Annotated in this window: 18 protein-coding genes; 13 read left to right on the plus strand and 5 right to left on the minus strand. The window is 41.3% G+C overall.

Annotated features, from left to right (window positions below; all coding sequences use genetic code 11):
* The first annotated feature begins 18 nt into the window (after positions 1-18).
* Entirely contained in the window at positions 19-738 is a 720-nt protein-coding gene (treR, locus tag J1899_RS04245) for a trehalose operon repressor (RefSeq protein ID WP_214477816.1), read from the plus strand.
* Positions 739-815: 77 nt separating this feature from the next.
* The gene (locus tag J1899_RS04250) at positions 816-1,328 is read left to right on the plus strand and encodes a type 1 glutamine amidotransferase domain-containing protein (RefSeq protein WP_066449542.1); all 513 of its coding nucleotides are present in this window, start codon (positions 816-818) and stop codon (positions 1,326-1,328) included.
* A 27-nt stretch (positions 1,329-1,355) separates the two neighbouring features.
* Here the strand turns inward: J1899_RS04250 and J1899_RS04255 are convergent, their stop codons facing one another.
* Positions 1,356-1,580, minus strand: coding sequence for a DUF1128 domain-containing protein (locus J1899_RS04255; RefSeq protein WP_066449539.1), 225 nt, complete (start codon positions 1,578-1,580; stop codon positions 1,356-1,358).
* A gap of 189 nt (positions 1,581-1,769) precedes the next feature.
* Between J1899_RS04255 and J1899_RS04260 the strand changes: the two genes are divergently transcribed.
* Complete coding sequence (locus tag J1899_RS04260) at positions 1,770-2,141, plus strand: YtxH domain-containing protein (protein ID WP_214477817.1); 372 nt, start codon at positions 1,770-1,772, stop codon at positions 2,139-2,141.
* Positions 2,117-2,941 carry a YihY/virulence factor BrkB family protein gene (locus tag J1899_RS04265; RefSeq protein ID WP_214477818.1) on the plus strand — a complete coding sequence of 275 codons (825 nt, stop codon included), beginning with the start codon at positions 2,117-2,119 and terminating at the stop codon, positions 2,939-2,941. The genes J1899_RS04260 and J1899_RS04265 overlap by 25 nt, the downstream gene beginning before the upstream one ends.
* A 734-nt stretch (positions 2,942-3,675) precedes the next feature.
* Here the strand turns inward: J1899_RS04265 and J1899_RS04270 are convergent.
* Complete coding sequence (locus tag J1899_RS04270) at positions 3,676-5,598, minus strand: heavy metal translocating P-type ATPase (protein WP_214477819.1); 1,923 nt, start codon at positions 5,596-5,598, stop codon at positions 3,676-3,678.
* Positions 5,599-5,793: 195 nt separating this feature from the next.
* On the minus strand, positions 5,794-7,017 hold the full coding sequence (locus tag J1899_RS04275) for an MFS transporter (RefSeq protein ID WP_214478748.1): 1,224 nt from the start codon (positions 7,015-7,017) through the stop codon (positions 5,794-5,796).
* A 322-nt stretch (positions 7,018-7,339) separates the two neighbouring features.
* Here J1899_RS04275 and cax point away from each other — a divergent pair, with 322 nt between their 5' ends.
* Both cax and J1899_RS04285 read left to right on the plus strand, forming a co-directional pair.
* Positions 7,340-8,395 carry a calcium/proton exchanger gene (gene cax, locus J1899_RS04280; protein WP_066449528.1) on the plus strand — a complete coding sequence of 352 codons (1,056 nt, stop codon included), beginning with the start codon at positions 7,340-7,342 and terminating at the stop codon, positions 8,393-8,395.
* A 400-nt stretch (positions 8,396-8,795) separates the two neighbouring features.
* Positions 8,796-9,638, plus strand: a complete 843-nt coding sequence (locus J1899_RS04285) for a YfkD famly protein (protein WP_214477820.1) — start codon at positions 8,796-8,798, stop codon at positions 9,636-9,638.
* 29 nt (positions 9,639-9,667) lie between these two features.
* Here J1899_RS04285 and yfkAB read toward each other — a convergent pair whose 3' ends face one another.
* Complete coding sequence (gene yfkAB, locus J1899_RS04290) at positions 9,668-10,807, minus strand: radical SAM/CxCxxxxC motif protein YfkAB (RefSeq protein WP_214477821.1); 1,140 nt, start codon at positions 10,805-10,807, stop codon at positions 9,668-9,670.
* A 154-nt stretch (positions 10,808-10,961) separates the two neighbouring features.
* On the opposite strand from yfkAB, the gene J1899_RS04295 reads away from it, so the two are divergent.
* The 3 genes from J1899_RS04295 to J1899_RS04305 all read left to right on the plus strand — a co-directional run bounded on the left by J1899_RS04295 (position 10,962) and on the right by J1899_RS04305 (position 13,547).
* The gene (locus J1899_RS04295) at positions 10,962-11,504 is read left to right on the plus strand and encodes a hypothetical protein (protein ID WP_066449523.1); all 543 of its coding nucleotides are present in this window, start codon (positions 10,962-10,964) and stop codon (positions 11,502-11,504) included.
* A gap of 87 nt (positions 11,505-11,591) precedes the next feature.
* Complete coding sequence (gene ggt, locus J1899_RS04300) at positions 11,592-13,277, plus strand: gamma-glutamyltransferase (RefSeq protein ID WP_214477822.1); 1,686 nt, start codon at positions 11,592-11,594, stop codon at positions 13,275-13,277.
* An 84-nt stretch (positions 13,278-13,361) separates the two neighbouring features.
* Complete coding sequence (locus J1899_RS04305; protein ID WP_080848407.1) at positions 13,362-13,547, plus strand: SE1561 family protein; 186 nt, start codon at positions 13,362-13,364, stop codon at positions 13,545-13,547.
* Between the two features lie 305 nt (positions 13,548-13,852).
* Here the strand turns inward: J1899_RS04305 and J1899_RS04310 are convergent, their stop codons facing one another.
* Positions 13,853-15,073 (minus strand): TolB family protein, encoded by a 1,221-nt coding sequence (locus J1899_RS04310; RefSeq protein ID WP_214477823.1) that lies wholly within the window; start codon positions 15,071-15,073, stop codon positions 13,853-13,855.
* Positions 15,074-15,252: 179 nt separating this feature from the next.
* On the opposite strand from J1899_RS04310, the gene J1899_RS04315 reads away from it, so the two are divergent.
* The 4 genes from J1899_RS04315 to rlmD all read left to right on the plus strand — a co-directional run bounded on the left by J1899_RS04315 (position 15,253) and on the right by rlmD (position 20,521).
* Entirely contained in the window at positions 15,253-16,800 is a 1,548-nt protein-coding gene (locus tag J1899_RS04315; protein ID WP_214477824.1) for a fumarate hydratase, read from the plus strand.
* A gap of 587 nt (positions 16,801-17,387) precedes the next feature.
* A complete protein-coding gene (gene pdaA / locus J1899_RS04320; RefSeq protein WP_214477825.1) occupies positions 17,388-18,179 on the plus strand; it encodes a delta-lactam-biosynthetic de-N-acetylase in 792 nt (263 codons plus the stop codon).
* An 86-nt stretch (positions 18,180-18,265) separates the two neighbouring features.
* A complete protein-coding gene (locus tag J1899_RS04325) occupies positions 18,266-19,126 on the plus strand; it encodes a DNA-3-methyladenine glycosylase family protein (protein WP_214477826.1) in 861 nt (286 codons plus the stop codon).
* Between the two features lie 15 nt (positions 19,127-19,141).
* Entirely contained in the window at positions 19,142-20,521 is a 1,380-nt protein-coding gene (gene rlmD / locus J1899_RS04330; RefSeq protein WP_214477827.1) for a 23S rRNA (uracil(1939)-C(5))-methyltransferase RlmD, read from the plus strand.
* Positions 20,522-20,604 lie beyond the last annotated feature (83 nt).

The following is a 20,604-nucleotide window of genomic DNA, read 5'->3' on the forward strand; positions in this document are numbered from 1 at the left end:
TTTATTGTGGTGATTCTTGTGAAAAATAAATATTTAATGATTTATGAAGATCTGGTAGAGAAAATTCATCAGGAAGAATATCCTGTTCATTCCATATTACCGTCTGAAAATGATCTGACTGATTTATATTCTACTTCAAGAGAGACGATCCGCAAGGCTTTGAATTTGCTTGCACAAAATGGCTATATCCAAAAAATTCGCGGAAAAGGCTCTATAGTACTTGATTTAAAAAAGTTGCAGTTTCCGATTTCTGGGTTAGTCAGTTTTAAAGAGCTGACAGGTACGATGGGTCAGCAGGCAGAAACCATTGTGGCTGAATTTTCTTTAAAGAAGCCGGACAGCAATATTATGAAGCAGCTTCAAATTGAAAAAGATGATAAGGTATGGAAAGTGCATCGCATTCGAAAGATTGAAGGCGAAAAGATTATTCTTGATAAAGACTACATAATTGAAAGTCAGATCCCCGGTTTAACTGAAGAGATTTGTAAGCGGTCCATTTTTGAATATATTGAAAAGGTGCTTGGCCGCAAGATTGGTTTTGCGAAGAAGGAATTCACTGTTGAGGAGCCGACTGCAGAGGATTATAAGCTGCTTGATATGGAAGGCTTTCATGCCATTGTGGTTGTGAAGAATTATATTTATCTGGATGATGCAGCACTTTTTCAATATACAGAATCAAGACATCGTCCGGATAAGTTCAGGTTTGTTGATTTTGCCCGCAGAATGGGGAATGCATAGTCTATGTTTAACGTACTTTTTTCAGGGAATTCTCTTAATGTGCAAAAAATGAGAGAACTGATAGGAGATGATCTAACATGGGTAAAAAAATTGCATGCTTAATCACAAATATGTTTGAGGACTCTGAATATACAGAGCCTGCGAAGAGCTTTAAAGAAGCTGGACATGAAGTGGTGACAATTGAAAAGGAACAAGGCAAATCCGTTAAAGGAAAGCAGGGAGAAGCTACCGTTTCTATTGATAAAGGCATTGATGACGTGAAGCCAGAAGATTTCGATGCATTATTTTTACCAGGCGGTTTTTCACCTGATCAGCTTCGTGCAGATGATCGCTTTGTTCAATTTACAAAAGCATTTATGGATGAGAAAAAGCCTGTTTTTGCGATTTGTCATGGACCGCAGCTTCTTATTACAGCAAAGGCATTAGAAGGCCGGGATGCAACTGGGTTTAAATCCATTAAAGTGGACATGGAATATGCAGGTGCAAAATACGCAGACAAAGAAGTAGTCGTTTGTCAAAATCAGCTTGTTACAAGCAGACAGCCTGATGACATTCCTGCCTTTACGCGTGAGTCATTGAATCTTTTATAATAAAAAAACAGCCTCCGGGCTGTTTTTTTACATTTTACGCAAATTTCCTAATTCTTCTGCAAGTGCCTGCATTTCATTTGGGCTGAAAGAATCCTTTTTCATAATATGGTCATAAAGGTAGCGCAAATCCTCATACATCTCTTCATCGAAATGAGATGGCTTAATAGCACCCATATTTAACACTTTGAGCTTATCCTTAATTTTTTCAATCATATATTCGACATTTTCAGTTGATTTCTCTGATAAATTCATCCGACATCCCCCTCTTATTAAGCTTGTCAATTCATCTTTCCATGTTCCCAGATAAAAGTCAAACATTATTCTTTTGCAGTCATGCTATATAAGTTGCATGAACCAGGAGAAATAGAAGAAAATGAAATAGAGGAATCTAGTTCTAAATTCCAGAATTCAATTCGTATACATGAAAAGGAGAATGATCAGATGGGGAAATCATTGTTTTGGAAAGGAATTTTTTATGGAGCCATTGCTGGAGGAGCTTTAACCATGCTTGATAAAAGCACGCGTGAGTCTACAGCAGCATTTTGTAAAAAAACGGCAAGCAGCACGGCGTATTATGTGAAAAATCCAAATGAAACATTCAACAATGTAAAAGAGTTTTCAGCAAGAGTGAAAATTGCTGCTCAGCAGGTAAGTGAAGATGTTGCTTTCATCGCAGAAACGGTAGAAGAATTACGAGAGGCTGCTCCTCAGGTGACAACGCTTGTGGAAAATACCAAAAGCGCTTTTAAAGGGGAGAAAGGTCTTCACATTGAAAACGAGGTGAATGAATGGGACAAGCTTACGGAGGTTTAATTAAAAACCTTTGGAATCGTGTGCATAACGATGATGTATTTGGTCTTGCTGCTCAATTAGCTTATTTCTTTTTGCTATCATTATTTCCTTTGCTGTTATTCCTGGTCACATTAGTGCCGTATCTGCCAATTACACTGGAAGATATTTTAAGTGTTGTCCGCGATTACGCTCCTGGAGATACGATGGCTTTAATTGAAAACAATGTGAATCAGTTATCCGAGAAAAACGGAAAGCTTCTTTCATTCGGGATTATCGCTACGATCTGGTCTGCTTCAAATGGGATTAACGCGGTTGTGAGGGCTTTTAACAAAGCATATGATGTGCAGGAAAGCAGGTCTTTTCTGGTCTCAAGGGGCATGTCCATTCTTATGACTTTTGGGATGATTTTAGTGTTTGTCGTTGCACTGCTTTTACCAGTGTTTGGCAGGCAAATCGGCGAGTTTTTATTTAATGTCTTTGGGCTGTCTGACTTTTTCTTAACTGTTTGGAATATGCTGAGGTGGCTTGTCAGTCCAGTAATCTTGTTTATTATCTTTGTCGGGCTCTACTGGTTTGCTCCGAATAAAAAACTAACATGCATCAGTGTCATTCCAGGTGCCATTTTTGCTACACTTGGCTGGATCATAACATCACTGGCATTTTCTTACTATGTAAGCAATTTTGGCAACTATTCGGCGACATACGGAAGTATTGGGGCGATCATCGTGCTGATGGTCTGGTTTTACTTATCCGGCATCATCATTCTGATCGGCGGAGAAATCAACGCCATCTATATGAAAAATAAAAAACAGGATTGTTAAAACTTCCCTAATATATAAAAGAGGACTGTTGTGTAAAATAACATGGCAAGACCACACCTAACGCCAAGGAGGACTTCACATGACAAAACATACGAAAAAAGACGGCGGCACAAAACAAAAAGGCAAAAACAAACCAAAACATAAAACATCCGGATCTGCCAACGGCCAAAACGGATATCATTAAACGAAAAGCGGAAGTGGCTTGACCAGCCCCGACAAGCATAAGGCGAGCCAGCCAGAAGGTCGTTCTTTGACCTTTTGGCTGGATTGACTTATGACCTCGAGGGGCTAGCCACTGTAGCTGGACAATAGAAAAGCGGAAGGCGCTTGCTCAGGGGCGACAAGCTTAAGGCGAGATGGCATAAAGGTTGTTCTTTAACCTTTAGGGCAGGTCGACTTAAGACCTCGAGCCCCTAGCGCCTGCAGCTAGACAATAGAAAAGCGGAAGTGGCTTGACCAGCCCCGACAAGCATAAGGCGAGCCAGCCGGAAGGTCGTACTTTGACCTTTTGGCTGGATTGACTTATGACCTCGAGGGGCTAGCCGCTGCAGCTGGACAAACGAAAAGCGGAAGGCGCTTGCTCAGGGGCGACAAGCTTAAGGCGAGATGGCATAAAGGTTTGGTCTTTAACCTTTAGGACAGGTAGACTTAAGACCTCGAGGGGTTAGCCACTGCAGCTTTATCAAAGCAAAACAAAAGTCCGAGAATAGACTTCTCGGACTTTTTTATACGCATTAAGAACGCAGCAAGCGCAAACTATTTAAAATGACAAGAATTGTTGAACCTTCATGTCCAATAACTCCATAAGGAAGATCAAGAACCTGCAAAAAGTTAGAGGATATTAAAACCATGATGACAGTGATGGAAAAGATAATATTCTGCTTCACAATCGCATTCATTCTCCGGGACAAGGAAATGGCTTCCGCTATTTTCGGCAATTCATTTTTCATTAATACCACATCTGCCGTTTCTAGAGCGACATCTGTACCTTCGCCCATGGCAATTCCAACGTTTGCTGATGCAAGTGCAGGTGCATCGTTAATTCCGTCTCCAACCATTGCAACATTACCGTACTTTTCTTTTAATGCTTTGAGCTGATCAACTTTTGTTTCCGGCAGGCACTCGGCAATGAATTCGTCGACATGGCTTTCAGCGGCAATTGCGGCAGCTGTTTCTTTGCTGTCACCTGTTAACATAATTGTATAAATGCCTTGCTTCTTCAGCAGTTCAATCGCAGCCTTTGTTTCTTGACGAACAACATCCTTCAAGGCAATAATGGCAGCCAGTTCTTCGCCGCGCGTTACATACACAACCGTTTTTCCGCTTTGAGCCAATGCTTCGGCCTTTAATTTAAATTCTTCCGTTTGATTACTTGGTGTAAAGTTCGCCTTCCCAATCGTCCACTCTTCATCTGCAATGACTGCTTTTACACCCCAGCCAGGAACATCCTCGATATAATTCGGTTCCGATAAAGGCTGATTTAATTGTTCTGTCGCATAATTCACGATCGCTTGTGCGAGCGGGTGTGTAGAATGCCGTTCGATTGAAGCGGTAATTGACAACACTTCTTCAGCGGAAACATCGGAAACCGCAACAAAATCAGTCACTTCCGGTTTTCCTTTTGTCAGCGTTCCAGTTTTGTCAAAAGCGATGGCATGCAAGTGGCTTAAATTTTCAAGATGAACGCCGCCTTTAAACAAGATGCCATGACGGGCACCGTTTGAGATTGCCGCTAATGTCGCAGGCATAATCGATGCCACCAATGCACATGGAGAAGCAACAACCAGAAGGATCATTGCTCTGTAAAATGTCTCAGTCCATGACCAGCCTAACAGAAAATGCGGCAATACCATCATCAGGGCAACAACAGACAGAACAACCTTTACATACCGCCCCTCAAATCTTTCAATAAAAAGCTGTGATGGAGATTTTTCACTTTGGGCGGATTGCACTAATTTAATAATTTTTTGAAAGAGAGTATCATTGCTTAGTTTTGTGATTTCTACAGTAATCGATCCGTTTAGGTTAACGGTTCCAGCAAAGATTTCATCCTCCGTGCCTTTAGAGACGGGCATGGACTCACCAGTAATCGCTGCTTCATCAATGGTCGTTTGACCTTTTACAATTTTGCCATCAGAAGGGACTCGTTCGCCAGGCTTTACAAGAATATGGTCACCAATGATCAGCTCTGATACATGCACCTTTTTCTCTTGTCCAGCGGAGAGAAGTAATGCTTCTTCAGGCTGCAGATCCATCAATGCAGAGATTTCTTTATGACTTTTGTTCATCGTATATGTTTCTAAGGCACCGCTTAATGCAAAAATAAAAATTAAAATAGCTCCTTCTGTCCAATAGCCGATGATTGCAGAGCCGATGGCTGCAAAGATCATCAGCATTTCTACATTCAATTCTTTGTTTTCAATAGTATCTTCAATACCTTCTTTTGCCTTGGCAAAGCCGCCGATCACAAATGCAGCCAAATACACAGCAACAGATGCAGACTGGAAGCCTTCACGATCTAAAAGCCAGCCTGCTAGAATAAGGACACCGCTAAAAAGAGCGGCAATAAGTTCTGCATGAGTTTTTATCGCTGCAAATGGGTTTCCTGTTTCAGCTACTGGCTGTGTTTGGTAAACGGGTTTGGTTTCAGTATTCATTTGGAGTTCCTCCTTGTTTAGTTAGTTTGTACACACGATCTCAAATGAGAAGAATAATCAACATCAATACCCCAATAAAACGACGAAAGCTGCCACCATAGAGGTGACAGCATTCAAGACAATTTTATATGTGGTTGCTTTGTATATTCCTATCATAACTTATCTAATAGAAGTTGCATAGCAAAAAGTTTCCAATTAGGCATGCTCTGCAACACTGCTTGGTTTCCCGCCAAATAAGGCGATACTCAAGAAGATGAGAAGCAGCATAATGCTTATGATGTGGAAGAAGCTTAAAGCCTGGAAATACTCAATGAAAATTCCTCCTAAAAATGGCCCGGACAGGCTTCCCATGCTAAAAGCAACGCCGCAGAGCAGATTGCCCGTCGGCAGCAGATTGCGCGGTACAAGATCAGTCATATAACTTATCCCAAGTGAAAAAGTCGATCCGACTGCCATGCCTGCAACAAACAAACATACCGCAAGTGCTGTTGCTGAACTCTCAAGTAAGCTTGCTGTTACAAAGGCAAGTGAACCAAAAAGAAGAACACTCAATAATATTTTTCTTCTTCCGTATTTATCGCTTAACATGCCAAGCGGCAGCTGAAAAACGATTGCTCCCACTGCAAAAGATGTTAACAGCAATGATACACTTGAAACCTCTAAGCCGATTCTTAATCCATAGACCGGAAAGCTTCCATTCAGAGAAGCTTCTAAAAATCCATAGCCTAGTGGAGGGAGAAAGGCAACCCATGCGTATTTAGATGCCGCTTTAAACCGTTTCATCGTTTCTTTGAAAGAATTCACTTGAACTGTTTGCTCAGGAAAATCATTTTTTAATGTGAATAAAAACAACCATGCTATAAAACATAATATAGATGAAATTATAAATGGCAATGCTTCATTAACCTCAACAAGCGGTGTCATCAAAGGTCCGACAGCAAAGCCTAAACCAAAAAACAATCCATATAAAGAGATGTTACGCCCTCTTTTATGATCAGGTGAAAAGCTGGTAATCCATGTCTGAGTTCCAAAATGCAAGGCATGATCGCCTATTCCAACCAATAATCGCAGAACAAACCAAAACCAAAACGTTTTCCAGAATGGGAAAAGCAGCAGTGACACGACAACGAGCAAGCCTCCCAGAATGATTACCGGTTTATAGCCATATTTACGCAGTGGATATTCCATAAACGGAGAAATCAGCAGAATTCCAATATAAAGTCCAGTTGCGTTTAAGCCATTTAAACTTGAAGAAACTCCGTCCGCTTCAAAAATAACCGCAATTAAAGGCAGCAGCATCCCCTGACTGAACCCTGAAATCGCCACAATGCTTACTAAGATCCAAAAGCGCATATTTTCTCTATTTTTCATTACCCATACCTCAGTTTGTAAAAATTTAGTCTCCCTAAAAGATGGTATATGGAATTCAGAAGATTGGCAAGGAAAAGATGTCCAATGGTCAAGGGAGAACGAGCTTAGAAAGCGAGATGTGTAAAGAAGAGTAGGAAAGATTGAAAAAATTTTTGAATTGATCGAGAAACTGTCCTTAATTAACAGAAAGAAAAAGGGAAATGATCGAAACAAACACAAACTGAATCCTTCAAAAAGGTTTTTTCGTGAATTAAAGCGGAGGACAGTTCAAAAAAATTTGGTTATACATCCACTTTTTGCACAGAATAACTTTTAGAAATGGAAGATAGATTCCTCTCTACACCAAGCTGCATAAAGGGAGTTGACCGGGATGAATAAAATATTTTTAGTGCTTGTTTTTGCGGGTGTTCCGCTTTCAGTCATTGGAACATTATTGCATTGGTCTAATATTATCCTGTTTGTGATTTATTGCTTAACGATTATAGCGCTGGCGGGTTTTATGGGAAGAGCAACGGAGAGTTTGGCGATTGTAGCAGGCCCAAGAATCGGCGGGCTGCTGAACGCAACATTTGGCAATGCGGTTGAATTGATTATCTCTGTATTTGCTCTAAAAGAAGGGCTTGTTGGGGTTGTTCTTGCCTCTTTAACAGGCTCTGTCATAGGCAATCTGCTGCTCGTGGCTGGTTTATCCTTTTTTGTGGGAGGATTAAAGTTTAAGCGGCAGACTTATAATGTTTTTGATGCAAGACATAACTCGGGTCTGCTAATGTTTGGTGTCATCGTGGCATTTGTGATTCCGGAAGTTTTCTCCATGACAATGGATGAAACGAAAACCATTAGTTTTAGCATCGGAATTTCAATTATATTAATTGTTCTTTATCTGGCGGCTCTATTTTTTAAACTTGTAACACATCGAGGTGTTTATCAAACAACTAATGAGAATGAGCAGCATGCTCATGAAGAACCAGAATGGGGAAAAGGAAAGGCTATTACTGTATTAGCCATCAGCACGGTTGCTGTTGCTTATGTTTCAGAGAATCTTGTTCACACATTTGAAACTGTTGGTGAAGTGTTTGGCTGGACTGAGCTCTTTATTGGGGTGGTCATTGTTGCAATCGTCGGAAATGCTGCCGAGCATGCATCGGCCATCATTATGGCTTATAAAAATAAAATGGACATTGCAGTCGAAATTGCGGTGGGATCAACCTTGCAGGTGGCTATGTTTGTTGCACCAGTTCTTGTGTTAATTTCATTATTTTTTGCGGAACCAATGTCGCTTGTTTTCACATTGCCAGAATTAATTTCTATGGTGACAGCGGTTCTCTTAATGATTGTGATCTCAAATGATGGCGAATCCAATTGGTTTGAAGGTGCGACGTTATTAGCCGCCTATTTGATTATGGGGATAGGATTCTATTTATTATAAAAGATGAAAACAGCTCTCAGGGGAAAGAGCCGTTTTCATCTTTACGGAAAGCAGTAGCTTTCTTCACTATAGGGTAGTCTTATAAGTATTTTTAAATCATGATTGTTTAGGTAAGCTTTATCTCTTCGCTAATCGGCATGCATCACCATCTTCCTGTTTAGGATGATTTCTCTTCCTGCTTGCAAGTCAATTATGCTCTAGCCTCCTTTATAAGCGAATGGGATTTAGCTGCCCTCCTTTGTTGTATTAATGGTATTATGACATATATTTTGATATTTGTAAATATTCTGATTTTTAAAATGGTGTTACATTTTTATTTCTTATGGATGGATAGAATGGCCTCAGGACGAAAAAACTAACAGTAAATCATAATGGCTAAATATGAAAGGAGTTCTTCAGCATGAAAAAAAGAATGCTACCCATTGTATCTGCTCTATTAATCATATTGTCCTTACAGACATCTGTTATGGCTGAAAAAACAGAAGAAAAAGCTGAAAAAGCAGAAGAAAAAATAGAAAAGGAAGAAACAAAAGCCATCAATATTCCAAGCTCGGTTCTTAATATTACAAAGGAAAATACGTATCCGAATCCAGATCAGGATATGCCCACTCTTCAGCCTAGCGAGCTTACACAGCAGCTGATCGATTCTACAAAGGTGAAAATTGAGAATCCGGATTTAATCCGGATGTTAAATGAAACAACAGTCAATAGCACGCCTTTTGCGTTTGGCTATAAAGCTATTGTGTATTTAGGGCAATGGCCGCTGAATTATGAATCAACAGAAACTGCGCCAAACTGGGAATATCAAAAAATTAATACGAACTATTTTGATAACCGCGGAGGAAAAGCTCCTTATCAGATTCACTATGTTCAAGAAGCTCAGAAAGTGGTAAAAGGCGGATTAACCGCTAAAATTCCCAATTCAGAAGATGTTAAGAAAATGATGCTCTTAAAGGCAACCGAGAAAACAGGATTGTCTCTAGCATTTGAAACGATCATTGGAGGCGGAACGAAAAAGGATAATGTGTATAATATCCCTCCTAAACGCCTTGGCTATTTATATGGCTATGCTCCTGCCATCAATGAAAAAGGAAAAGTGACATATGGCGAAGTTTTTCTAATGCTGAAAGGAAGCAAAAAGGTCATTGTCGTGAAAAATGTAACTTCGCAGGGAATTGGCGCATGGATCCCTGTACAGGATCATATGTCCTTTGGGTTTATGGTATCTGAAAGACCTCGCTAAACAAAAAAACGCCCTAGGGCGTTTTTTTATCATAATTTTTCGGCTGAAGAGAAGGAAAGGTTCGCTTTCCGGTTTTGAAAATCAACACCTGGGTAGTATTTATCCTTTACAAGTACGTTTGGACCAAGACATTTTACTTGCGGGCAATGGCAGCTTAATGATTTTGCAAGATTGGTTTGGCTCCACTTTTTAAACACATCCGGCAGGGAATCTGTCTGCACATTTCCAAGCGGAGGTGTATCGCCAAAGTCAGTTACAATGACTTCGCCAGTGAAAATATTGACGTTTAAACGGGAGCGGCCATCCGGATCATTGCGGACAGTTACCTTGTCAGTGTCGTTTAAGTGCTGCAATAAAGCAAGATCTTCAGCGTTTGTCTGGCAGGCATAAAACGGGAGTGTACCAAAAAGCATCCATACAGATGGATTTCGTATGTCTAACAAATGATGAATAGCAGAGCGAATTTCATTCAAAGAAAGAACTTCCAATGATGAAGCGAAATCGGATGGGTACATAGGATGCACCTCGTGCCGCTGACATTTCATTTCTTCCGTAATCTGCTTATGAATATTCTCTAAGTGAGGCAGTGTTCTTTTGTTAAGCATTGTTTCTGCAGATACCATCACACCAGCTTTGACAAGCTCAGCGCTATTATCGATCATGCGTTTAAACAATGCCTGGCGCTGGCTGATGGTAGGTTTTCGTTCCATCATGGCAAAGCCGCCTTCAATAAAATCCTCTTCAGTTCCCCAGTTGTGCGAAATATGAAGCACATCCAAGTAAGGCAAAATCGCATCATATTTACTAAGCTCGATTGTTAAGTTCGAGTTGATCTGTGTGCGCACTCCGCGTTCTCTTGCATAACGAAGCAATGGCACTACATAATTTTCCACTGATTTTTTTGAAAGCATCGGCTCGCCGCCGGTAATCGAAAGAGAGCGCAGATGTGGTATTTCCTCTAGGCGATTCAAGAATAATTCAATCGGCAGCGCGCTAGGATCCTTCGGCTGCAATGTATAGCCGACCGCACAATGCTCACATCTCATATTGCATAGCACTGTAGTTGTAAATTCTACGTTTGATAGCGTCATTCCGCCAAATTCTTCTATATCCATATAAGCTTCCCAAGGATCAAAATTCGGTGTAATCGGGGCTAATGGCAAAGTCATTACGTTAACTCCTTTAAAAAAAATAATACTCCCTAAATGCGGGGAGAAATCTCTAGTCATTATTAATCGAACACAGCGTTCTGTCAACTAGGCGTTTAATTCCCCTTTTATATGGGAAAAGACAAGCATCATATATTTTTGAGGAGGATCAACAATGGGTAATCAAACTTATTCAGACCAAGAACAGAACAGCAAATTATTAAAAGGCATTCTAATCGGTGGCATGATTGGCGGAGCATTGGCATTGCTTGATTCAACAACTAGAACTAAGGTGAAGAATACAGCGATGGGCATTAAAGAAACATCCAGCAAAATGATTACAGAAGTGAAGGAAAACCCTGGCGAGGTAAAAGATCAAATGGTCAGCCAATTTAAAAATGCATCTAACACATTAAAAGAAGCGATCAGTGATGCACAAAAGCTATATCAGCGTGTGAATGAAGATATCTTCAGCAACATGGATGTGGTTAAAGAGGTTTCCAACGATGCATTAGAAGTTGCAAAGGATGCTAAAGGTGATATTAAGGATATCGGTTCAAAAGTAAAACAAGCCGGTTCAGAGGTAATGGATCAGCCCGTTTCCACAGGCGGCACTCAAGAAAAATCTGAATTCTATGGCAGCCAGGCAGGTACAGCGTTTCCAGTAAACAATGAGGATCTCACAACAGATCCACAAGAAAATAAGTATTCAAAATAAACGTATGATTATGTAGTTCGCTTCATGCAAACCTCTGCTCCGGCAGAGGTTTTTATGATCAAAGAAGTGTGAAGGGAGACCCCAAAGATGAGCAGAAGAGCAAAGTCATTAACGAGAGAAATGCAGAAAACCTCCCATGAAAGGGAGACAGATACCGGCACAAAAGGAATGGTTGTGACAGCGCATCCAATCGCTAGCGATATTGGCAGAGACGTGTTGGCAAAAGGCGGAAATGCGGTGGACGCTGCTGTGGCGATTCAGTTTGCATTGAATGTCGTTGAACCGATGATGACAGGAATCGGCGGCAGCGGCTTCTTTATGGTCTATCAAAAGAAAGAGGATACAGTGCAAATTTTTAACGGCCATTCAAGAGCTCCAAAAGCAGCTTATGCGAACATGTTTTTAGATGAAAATGAAGAGGTTATTCCATTTAAAGAAAGGTCAACACATGCATCAGCAGTTGGCATTCCCGGCATCCTCAGTGCACTTGATGCTGCCTTAAAAAAATATGGATCGATGCCTCTTGCTGATTTAATTCAGCCATCTATTGATGTGGCTGAAGAAGGGGTGGAAGTCAATTGGGTGTTAAGCAATGCGCTTGAACAGCATGGCCACCGTTTAGGTGAACATGCAAAATCATTCTTCTTCCCTGAAGGAGTTGCCCTCGGTGAAGGTGATCTTCTTGTCAAAGAGAAGCTGGCAAACACTTTTCGCCTGCTCCAGGAAAAAGGCATCAAAGCCTTTTATGAAGGGGAGATTGCTGAAACGATTGTAGCTGAGCTGAAAGAGCAAGGCGGATTAATGGAGCTTGAGGATTTAAAGGAATATTCCGCTGCAGTAGATGAGCCTGTCTGGGGCGAATACAGAGGCCATAAAATTGCCAGTGCAGCACCGCCAACAGCAGGAGGCGTCACTATGCTGCAGATTTTGAAGTTTCTCGATACGTTTGATTTATCCAAATATGACATCAAATCAAAAGAAAAATATTATTTATTTTTAGAAGCCATGCGTCTGGCTTTTGCCGATAAAGTAGCTTTTTCAGGTGATCCAGAATTCGCTGAACTTCCGACAGAAGGTTTGCTGGATGATCAATATATAAAAGAACGACTGCAATATATCAATTTTAAAAGAAGGAACGATGCCATCGATTTCGGAAATCCTTGGAAGCTTGAAGATGATCAGAAGCCTCCTGTGAAACAGCCGGATGATATGGAAAAAAGCGAAACCACTCATTTTACCGTTGTCGACCAGTGGGGCAATATCGCAAGCTGTACTTCAACGGTCGAGCATCCATTTGGATCAGGAATCATGGTCAGCGATTATGGTTTTATACTAAATAACGAGCTGACTGACTTTGATGCTAATCCAGGCGGTACTAACGAACCTGGACCAGGGAAGCGTCCTGTCAGCTGTAAATGCCCAACCATTCTATTTAAGGATGGTAAACCTGTCTTGACCCTAGGTTCACCAGGTGGTCCAACCATCATTGCGTCTGTGTTCCAAACGATTGTTCATTATCTTGATTTTGGTGTGAGTATTAAAGATGCCATTGACGAGCCGCGGATTTTTGTCACCACCGGCCCATTAGTCGAATGGGAAGGAGAGATGGATCAGAATGCCAAAGGTGAGCTTGAGGCAATGGGCTTTGATTTTGGAGACGAGCCAAGCTCAATAGGCAATGTCCAGGCTATTGTGATTGATGGTGAAAATGGTCTTTTACATGGAGCCGCAGATTTCAGCCGGGAAGGAAAAGCAGCCGGCTTAAACGATTAATTGGCGGGCATAATAAAGGGGATATCCATTTGCGTCACAGCTTCTTTTCCTGTACGATTGTTCTGAGATGAAAGGAGAGAGCCCATGGGTAGCCAGATTCAAGACAAAAATTCACAAGTAGTATTTCTGAAACAGCGCCTTAATATGTTCTTAGACGTATTAGATGCCATCGAGCCTGAAAATACAGAACTAGAAGATATTGACCGCTTAATTGATATGATTGACGATTTAGAATCCAAATGCCGTGAATTTAAGCATCGCGATATGTAATGGAGAAGGGCTGACCGTGTTTCGTGCGCGGGCGGCCCTTTTTGGCTGTTTTGTTGCTGCTGGAAGTTTGTTTTAGTTTCGGCGTTTGGCGGATAAATGGCCGTTTTTGGCGGATAAATTGAAATAACGGCGGATAAAAATTTTTTACGGCGGATATATCATTTTAATGGCGGATATTTTGTATGGACGGCGGATATCTTGGTTTGAACGTGCCAATCCTTTTTAAAATTAGAGCTTTTATGGTGATAAATTGCCCTTTAAGAGGACAGGATGCCTCCTTGGACCACATTTTATGAAAAACCTTTCTAATTTCCTCGTTTCTTATAAAATACTGGCGCCTCTTCAATGTTTTTCAGCCAAACATACTCTTCTCCGTTTACTCCATCCCTTACCCACACATCACCAGGACGGTACACATCACTACTCCGCTTCCAAGTAAGCATATCTCCAACCACCTGCGGATCCAGGTCAAGTTCCCCCTTCATAGGAAAAGAAATTTGCTTTTGGATGCTTGAATGAATATCAATCACATATAAAGCAGTGTACATAGTCGGCACCGGTCCTTCGTTCCACTCCAGATTTTCTTTCGCCCGTGCCACAATTACCTCATTTTGAGAGAACCATTCTAAATCCAAATCAACAAACCCTTCTGGTGTATAAACTTTTTCACTCTTAATAGCAGGCATGTCGGCTATGGCTGTTTTTTTATCCTTTACAAAAAATCGTCCTTCGCCAGATATATAGGCTAATTGATTGGATGCTGGGGCCCATTTAATCCAATTTTTATCCCGTAACATATTACCGATCTTTTGAAATTGTTTCCCTTTACTTGAAAGAACGCATAACGCATTGCTGTCCATAGCAGAAGAAGCATTTGGAATAGCGAGCATACTAACCCAGTTACCATCTGAACTCCATTTAAAATAGTCGATATATATGGCAAAAAAATCTTTCTCATTCTTAATGGTGTGAAATGAATGAATCTTATCTTTGGAGAGATTTGCATCTGCTTCGACTTTATATAACCGGATGGGTCCCCAGCCAGTGGGAAGCAAAGCTGCCTCAGTTGAAACAATTAATTCTTTTCCATTTGGAAACCAATCGAATTTAGTCACACCTAATGAGACATTATTAAAACCACTTGGACGGCCATTTCGCACCTTAGTAATATTCAATACACCGCCATCCAAATAAGCCAGCTGATTTCGTACAGGTGACCATTTAAAGCTAAAAGTATTAACATGAGGATAATGCTGAAAACTCTCTTTTTTCTCCATATCATAAATAAAAAGCTCTGACTTCTCGCCGCTCTCATCTCCATCTGTATAAGCAATAAAGCGGCCATCATAAGACCATTTTGGGGAACGAACATAAGCATCCTTGGTCAGCTGCACTTCTTTTTCTCCCTGCTTAATCCATAACTGATGATCCCGAATAAATGCAGCTGTAAGCGGGCTCTCCGCACTAGCAATTCCCACCTGAGTGCATAAGAAAATCATTAAGAATAATAACACCCTAATTTTCATAAACAACCCTCCTTACCCAATAAGATGTCCTAAACTATCCAGGCAATGTAGTCAAAATGGCAGATATTCGTAAGCGTATTCAATCCCTTGCACACATAGGAGAACAGGGTATAATAAAAGAGAAAATATTTAGAATTGTAATGGGCAAAACAGGGGAGAAGAGAGAGGGGAAGGCAATAATGAATCTTGAAAAATTACAGCAAAGCATGTATGACTTAGTGGTCGAAACGTCAACAAAGCTGCCAAACGATGTTCGCCGTGCGATTCGAGCTGGAAAAGAAAGAGAAAGCGCTGGAACAAGATCTGCAATGAGCCTGGACACGATCACAAACAATATCAAAATGGCGGACGATAATATCTCGCCAATCTGCCAGGATACCGGACTTCCAACCTTTAAAATCAAAACACCAGTTGGCGTCAATCAGCTTGTGATTAAAGAAGCAATTACGAACGCTGTTGCACTGGCAACGAAAAACGGCAAGCTGCGTCCAAACTCTGTTGATTCCTTAACAGGTGAAAATAGCGGGGACAACCTTGGCGGAGGGACACCTGTTATTAAATTTGAACAATGGGAAAAAGACTATATTGATGCCCGCCTTATTTTAAAAGGAGGCGGCTGTGAAAATAAAAATATCCAGTACAGCCTTCCATGTGAGCTGGACGGCCTGGGCCGTGCTGGCCGTGATTTAGACGGCATCCGCAAATGCATCATGCACTCTGTGTACCAAGCACAAGGACAAGGGTGCAGCGCTGGCTTTATTGGTGTTGGCATCGGTGGAGACCGTTCATCTGGATATGATCTAGCAAAAGAACAGCTTTTTCGTTCTGTTGAAGATGTCAATCAAAACGAAGATCTGCGCAAGCTTGAGGAGTATGTACTTGAAAATGCCAACAAGCTTGGCATCGGCACAATGGGCTTTGGAGGAGAAATCACGCTGCTAGGCTGTAAAGTCGGCGTCATGAACCGTATTCCTGCCAGCTTCTTCGTGTCTGTTGCTTATAACTGCTGGGCATTCCGCCGTCTCGGAATCACAATTGATGCAGCAACTGGCGAAATCCAAGATTGGATGTATCAGGACGGAGAACAGATTGATTTTGGAAAAACGGATGCAGAGCAGGAAGTAGCTGCGACTTCAGAGGATAATGCGGTGATTGAACTGCAGGCACCGATTACTGAAGAGAAAATCCGCAGCTTAAAGGTCGGAGATGTCGTCAAAATTAACGGCATGATGTATACCGGCCGCGATGCGATTCACCATCATTTAATGGAGCATGACGCACCGGTTGATCTTAACGGACAAATCATCTACCACTGCGGACCTGTTATGATGAAAGATGAAGAAGGCAAATGGCATGTTAAGGCTGCCGGACCAACAACAAGCATCCGTGAAGAACCTTACCAAGGCGATATCATGAAAAAATTCGGCATCCGCGCTGTCATCGGAAAAGGCGGAATGGGACCAAAAACACTTGCGGCGCTTGAAGAACATGGCGGAGTTTACTTAAATGCAATCGGCGGTGCTGCACAATACTATGCAGACTGTATCAAGTCGGTCGAAGGCGTTGACATCATGAACTTTGGAATTCCAGAAGCGATGTGGCACCTAAAAGTAGAAGGCTTCACAGCCGTTGTCACAATGGACTCTCACGGCAACAGCCTTCATAAAGATGTAGACAAGTCATCCCTTGAAAAACTGGCACAGTTTAAAGAACCTGTTTTTAAATAAAGTTGTGATCCCCTGCAGGCATTGGTTTGCGGGGGATTTTTAAGTGTGAGTGGGGGAGAATAAATTAAACGATGATGTCGTGAATAGCAGAGAAATACACCACTGTAATCCAGATTGTCGTGGAAAGCCAAGAAACCCCCCCCTATAATACATAAAAAGGTAAATGGTGTCGTGAAAAGCAGAGAAACACCTCTCTATAATCCAAAAAGAGGTAAACAGTGTCGCGAAAAGCAGAGAAACACCCTTCTATAATCCAGAAAAAGGTAAACAGTGTCGCGAAAAGCAGAGAAACACCCCTCGATAATCCAGAAAAAGGTAACTAGTGTCGCGAAAAGCAGAGAAACACCCCTTTATAATCCAGAAAAAGGTAAACAATGTCGCGAAAAGCCAAGAACCCACCTCTATAATCTATATAAACTCCCTATTACAGCTAAATCCCATCACAAAGTCACAAATGCACTTAACTACTCTCTTCAACAATTACTCAAAAGCCAACCCAAAATCTACCACCCACATAAGGATACAATTGTCATTAATGTTTCCAGCATTTAAACAGAAACTAAGAAAAAATCCTGGAGGAGACAAAGATGTTAAAAAGGAGTATCATTTTCACCTTCATTCTACTATTGGGTGCAACTACAGCCAGCGCACAAACATCAAATAAAGCGATCCATTGGGGCTTCAAAAAAGCTTCAAACGAAGTGCCGGCAGAAGCGGGTAAACCGCTTGATGATCTTTTAGAGAAATACGATGCTTTTTATAAGGGTGACACAACGAAAAAGGATATATACTTAACCTTTGATAACGGGTATGAAAATGGCTATACAGCACAAGTTCTTGATGTGCTGAAAAAAGAAAAAGTGCCCGGAGCGTTTTTTATTACAGGACACTACTTAAACACGGCTCCAGATCTGGTAAAAAGAATGGCTGCTGAAGGCCATACGATTGGGAACCATTCTTGGCATCATCCTGATATGACAACTGTCGATCAAGAGCGCTTTACCCGCGAATTAGAAAAAGTCAGAGCAGAAACCGAAAGGCTTACCGGAATTAAAACAATGAACTACTTACGTCCGCCACGAGGCATTTTAAGCGAAAGAACACTAGACCTGGCCAAAAAACAGGGCTACACACATGTTTTATGGTCATTAGCTTTTATTGACTGGAAGACGGATCAGCAAAAAGGTGCGCAATACGCGTACGACAATATCATGAAACAAATCCATCCAGGCTGTATTCTCCTGCTCCATACCGTTTCAAAGGACAATGCCGAAGCACTGGAAAAAGCGATTCAAGATTTAAAGAAACGCGGCTATACATTTAAAAGTATTGACGATTTAATGTGGTCGCGAGAAATCAACAACCCAATGCTATACTGAATAATAAAAGATCGAATCCAGCTCTGCTTCTGACTGGATTCGATCTTTTTGTTATAATGCAGGTAAAAGAACAAGGACGGGGAAATATGGATATACTGACAGTAGAAGGACCATATAATTTCGATTTAGTTCTAAGCAGATTAGCGCTTGATCCGCTGCATGTTGTTGATATGGAAAAAAGATTTGTAAAAGTCCCTCTTTTAATCGACAAAACACCAGTTGTCGCAAAAGTCCAAGCGTTTGGAACAACAGATGAACCAAAATTCAAAATTTCAGGAATTGAAGAACCTTATCAAAAACAAGCCCAACAGCGAATTGCAGCTATTTTTCAATGGAATATTAAGCTTGCTCCAATCCATGATTTTTTCATCAAAACAGACTTGAAAGAGATTTTTACAGATCACCGTGGAACACCGCTGTTCCTAGAGTTCGATCCATACAGTTCACTTATGAAACTCATCATTCATCAGCAGGTTAACCTAAAATTCGCCTACACATTAACCGAAAGATTTGTACGCACATTTGGCTTTGAAAAAGATGGTGTGCCTTTTTATCCGCTCCCCGAAACGGTGGCCCAGCTTTCAATTGAAGAGCTGCGGGAACTCCAGTTTAGTGGAAGAAAAGCAGAGTATGTGATCGGTATTGGAAAGGCCGCAACCGAAGGATATTTACAATATGAAGAGTTAAAGAACATGTCTGATGAGGAAATTTATGATACACTAATCAAATTGCGGGGAGTTGGTCCGTGGACCGTTCAGAATTTCCTGATGTTTGGACTCGGCAGACCGAACCTTTTCCCCACGGCAGATATTGGCATACAAAATGCCCTCAAAAAATTATATGATTTACCAGTAAAGCCAACCCAGGAAGAAATGCAAATATACGCCCAGCATTGGGAGCCATACTTAAGCTATGCTTCACTCTATTTATGGAGAAGCATCGAATAAATTGGAGTGATATCAATGACTCAAAACCAAACAGCTCAGTTAAAATTAGGACAAACCTTTCCGCTGACAATTAAACGACTTGGCATCAATGGAGAAGGAGTCGGCTACTTTAAAAAACAAGTTGTCTTCGTTCCAGGCGCTCTTCCAGGCGAAGAAGTTGTCGTTGAAGCGACAAAGGTACATCCGAAATTTTCAGAAGGTAAAATAAAAAAAGTACGCAAAAAGTCTCAGCATCGCGTTGTGCCGCCTTGTCCGGTCTATGACCAGTGTGGAGGATGCCAGCTGCAGCATCTGGAATACACCCAGCAGCTCAAGGAAAAACGCGATATCGTCATTCAATCATTAGAACGCCATTCAAGATTGAAGGTTGAAGATTTAAATATAAAACAAACCATTGGCATGGACAATCCATGGAGCTACCGGAATAAAAGCTCATTCCAAGTAGGAACACAAAACGGCAAAGTGCTTGCAGGACTATACGGACTGAACTCCCACAAACTCATCAACATCGAGCAATGTGCCGTTCAGCATCCGCAAACAAATGCTGCAGTCGAAACAGTCAAACAAGTGCTTCAGGATCTGCAAATCCCGATTTACCATGAAAAAACAAGAAAAGGAATCGTCCGCACAATTGTCGCCCGTGTCGGCATTCAAACAGGCGAACTGCAAATCGTCCTGATCACAGCTAAAAAAGAACTGCCCAAAAAGGCATTAATAATAGAAAAAATTAAAAGCAGACTGCCAGAAGTCAAATCCATCATTCAAAACATTAACGGCCAAAAAACGTCGCTAATCTTTGGGGAAGAAACGTTCAACCTCGACGGCAGTGATTTCATTCAAGAAACATTAGGCGATCTGCAATTTGAATTATCAGCAAGAACCTTCTTCCAGCTGAACCCTGAGCAAACCGTAAAGCTTTATGATGAAGTCAAAAAAGCGGCCGCACTAACGGGTAAAGAAAAAGTCGCTGATGCATATTGTGGTGTTGGAACAATCGGTTTATGGGTTGCTGACGGAGCGTCAGAAATCCGCGGGATGGATATCATTCCAGAATCCATTCAAGATGCGAAGAAAAATGCGAAACGTCATGGCATCAAGCATGCAAAATACGTTACCGGCAAAGCGGAAGAACTGCTTCCAAAATGGGTAAAAGAAGGCTGGAAACCAGATGTCATCATCGTAGATCCGCCAAGAACAGGACTGGACCGCGCGCTAATCCAGACCATTCTTACCGTGAAACCAAAGAAAGTGGTTTATGTTTCATGTAATCCATCTACACTTGCGAAGGATATTGATGTATTAAGCAAGAAGTATAAGATTGAAATGATTCAGCCGGTGGATATGTTTCCGCAGACTTCTCATGTTGAGGTAGTGACGGAGTTAAAATTAAAATAAAAATCAGGCAAGAGTCTAGTGGCTCTTGCCTTTATCTATTTCAGGAATGCTAACTCCAAATGCAAAATTTCTCAATTCAAGTA

This window comes from Cytobacillus gottheilii (assembly GCF_018582665.1).
In the GTDB taxonomy this organism is placed as follows: domain Bacteria; phylum Bacillota; class Bacilli; order Bacillales; family Cytobacillaceae; genus Cytobacillus; species Cytobacillus gottheilii.

Bases quoted from the DNA above. Each gene is read 5' to 3' on its own strand.
- J1899_RS04285 (WP_214477820.1), top strand. From the start codon at position 8,796: ATGAAAAAAAGAATGCTACCCATTGTATCTGCTCTATTAATCATATTG.
- pdaA (WP_214477825.1), top strand. From the start codon at position 17,388: ATGTTAAAAAGGAGTATCATTTTCACCTTCATTCTACTATTGGGTGCA.
- J1899_RS04265 (WP_214477818.1), top strand. From the start codon at position 2,117: ATGGGACAAGCTTACGGAGGTTTAATTAAAAACCTTTGGAATCGTGTG.
- cax (WP_066449528.1), top strand. From the start codon at position 7,340: ATGAATAAAATATTTTTAGTGCTTGTTTTTGCGGGTGTTCCGCTTTCA.
- ggt (WP_214477822.1), top strand. From the start codon at position 11,592: ATGAGCAGAAGAGCAAAGTCATTAACGAGAGAAATGCAGAAAACCTCC.
- J1899_RS04260 (WP_214477817.1), top strand. From the start codon at position 1,770: ATGGGGAAATCATTGTTTTGGAAAGGAATTTTTTATGGAGCCATTGCT.
- J1899_RS04255 (WP_066449539.1), bottom strand. From the start codon at position 1,580: ATGAATTTATCAGAGAAATCAACTGAAAATGTCGAATATATGATTGAA.
- J1899_RS04325 (WP_214477826.1), top strand. From the start codon at position 18,266: ATGGATATACTGACAGTAGAAGGACCATATAATTTCGATTTAGTTCTA.
- J1899_RS04305 (WP_080848407.1), top strand. From the start codon at position 13,362: ATGGGTAGCCAGATTCAAGACAAAAATTCACAAGTAGTATTTCTGAAA.
- yfkAB (WP_214477821.1), bottom strand. From the start codon at position 10,807: ATGACTTTGCCATTAGCCCCGATTACACCGAATTTTGATCCTTGGGAA.
- J1899_RS04310 (WP_214477823.1), bottom strand. From the start codon at position 15,073: ATGAAAATTAGGGTGTTATTATTCTTAATGATTTTCTTATGCACTCAG.
- J1899_RS04270 (WP_214477819.1), bottom strand. From the start codon at position 5,598: ATGAATACTGAAACCAAACCCGTTTACCAAACACAGCCAGTAGCTGAA.
- J1899_RS04315 (WP_214477824.1), top strand. From the start codon at position 15,253: ATGAATCTTGAAAAATTACAGCAAAGCATGTATGACTTAGTGGTCGAA.
- J1899_RS04295 (WP_066449523.1), top strand. From the start codon at position 10,962: ATGGGTAATCAAACTTATTCAGACCAAGAACAGAACAGCAAATTATTA.
- J1899_RS04250 (WP_066449542.1), top strand. From the start codon at position 816: ATGGGTAAAAAAATTGCATGCTTAATCACAAATATGTTTGAGGACTCT.
- rlmD (WP_214477827.1), top strand. From the start codon at position 19,142: ATGACTCAAAACCAAACAGCTCAGTTAAAATTAGGACAAACCTTTCCG.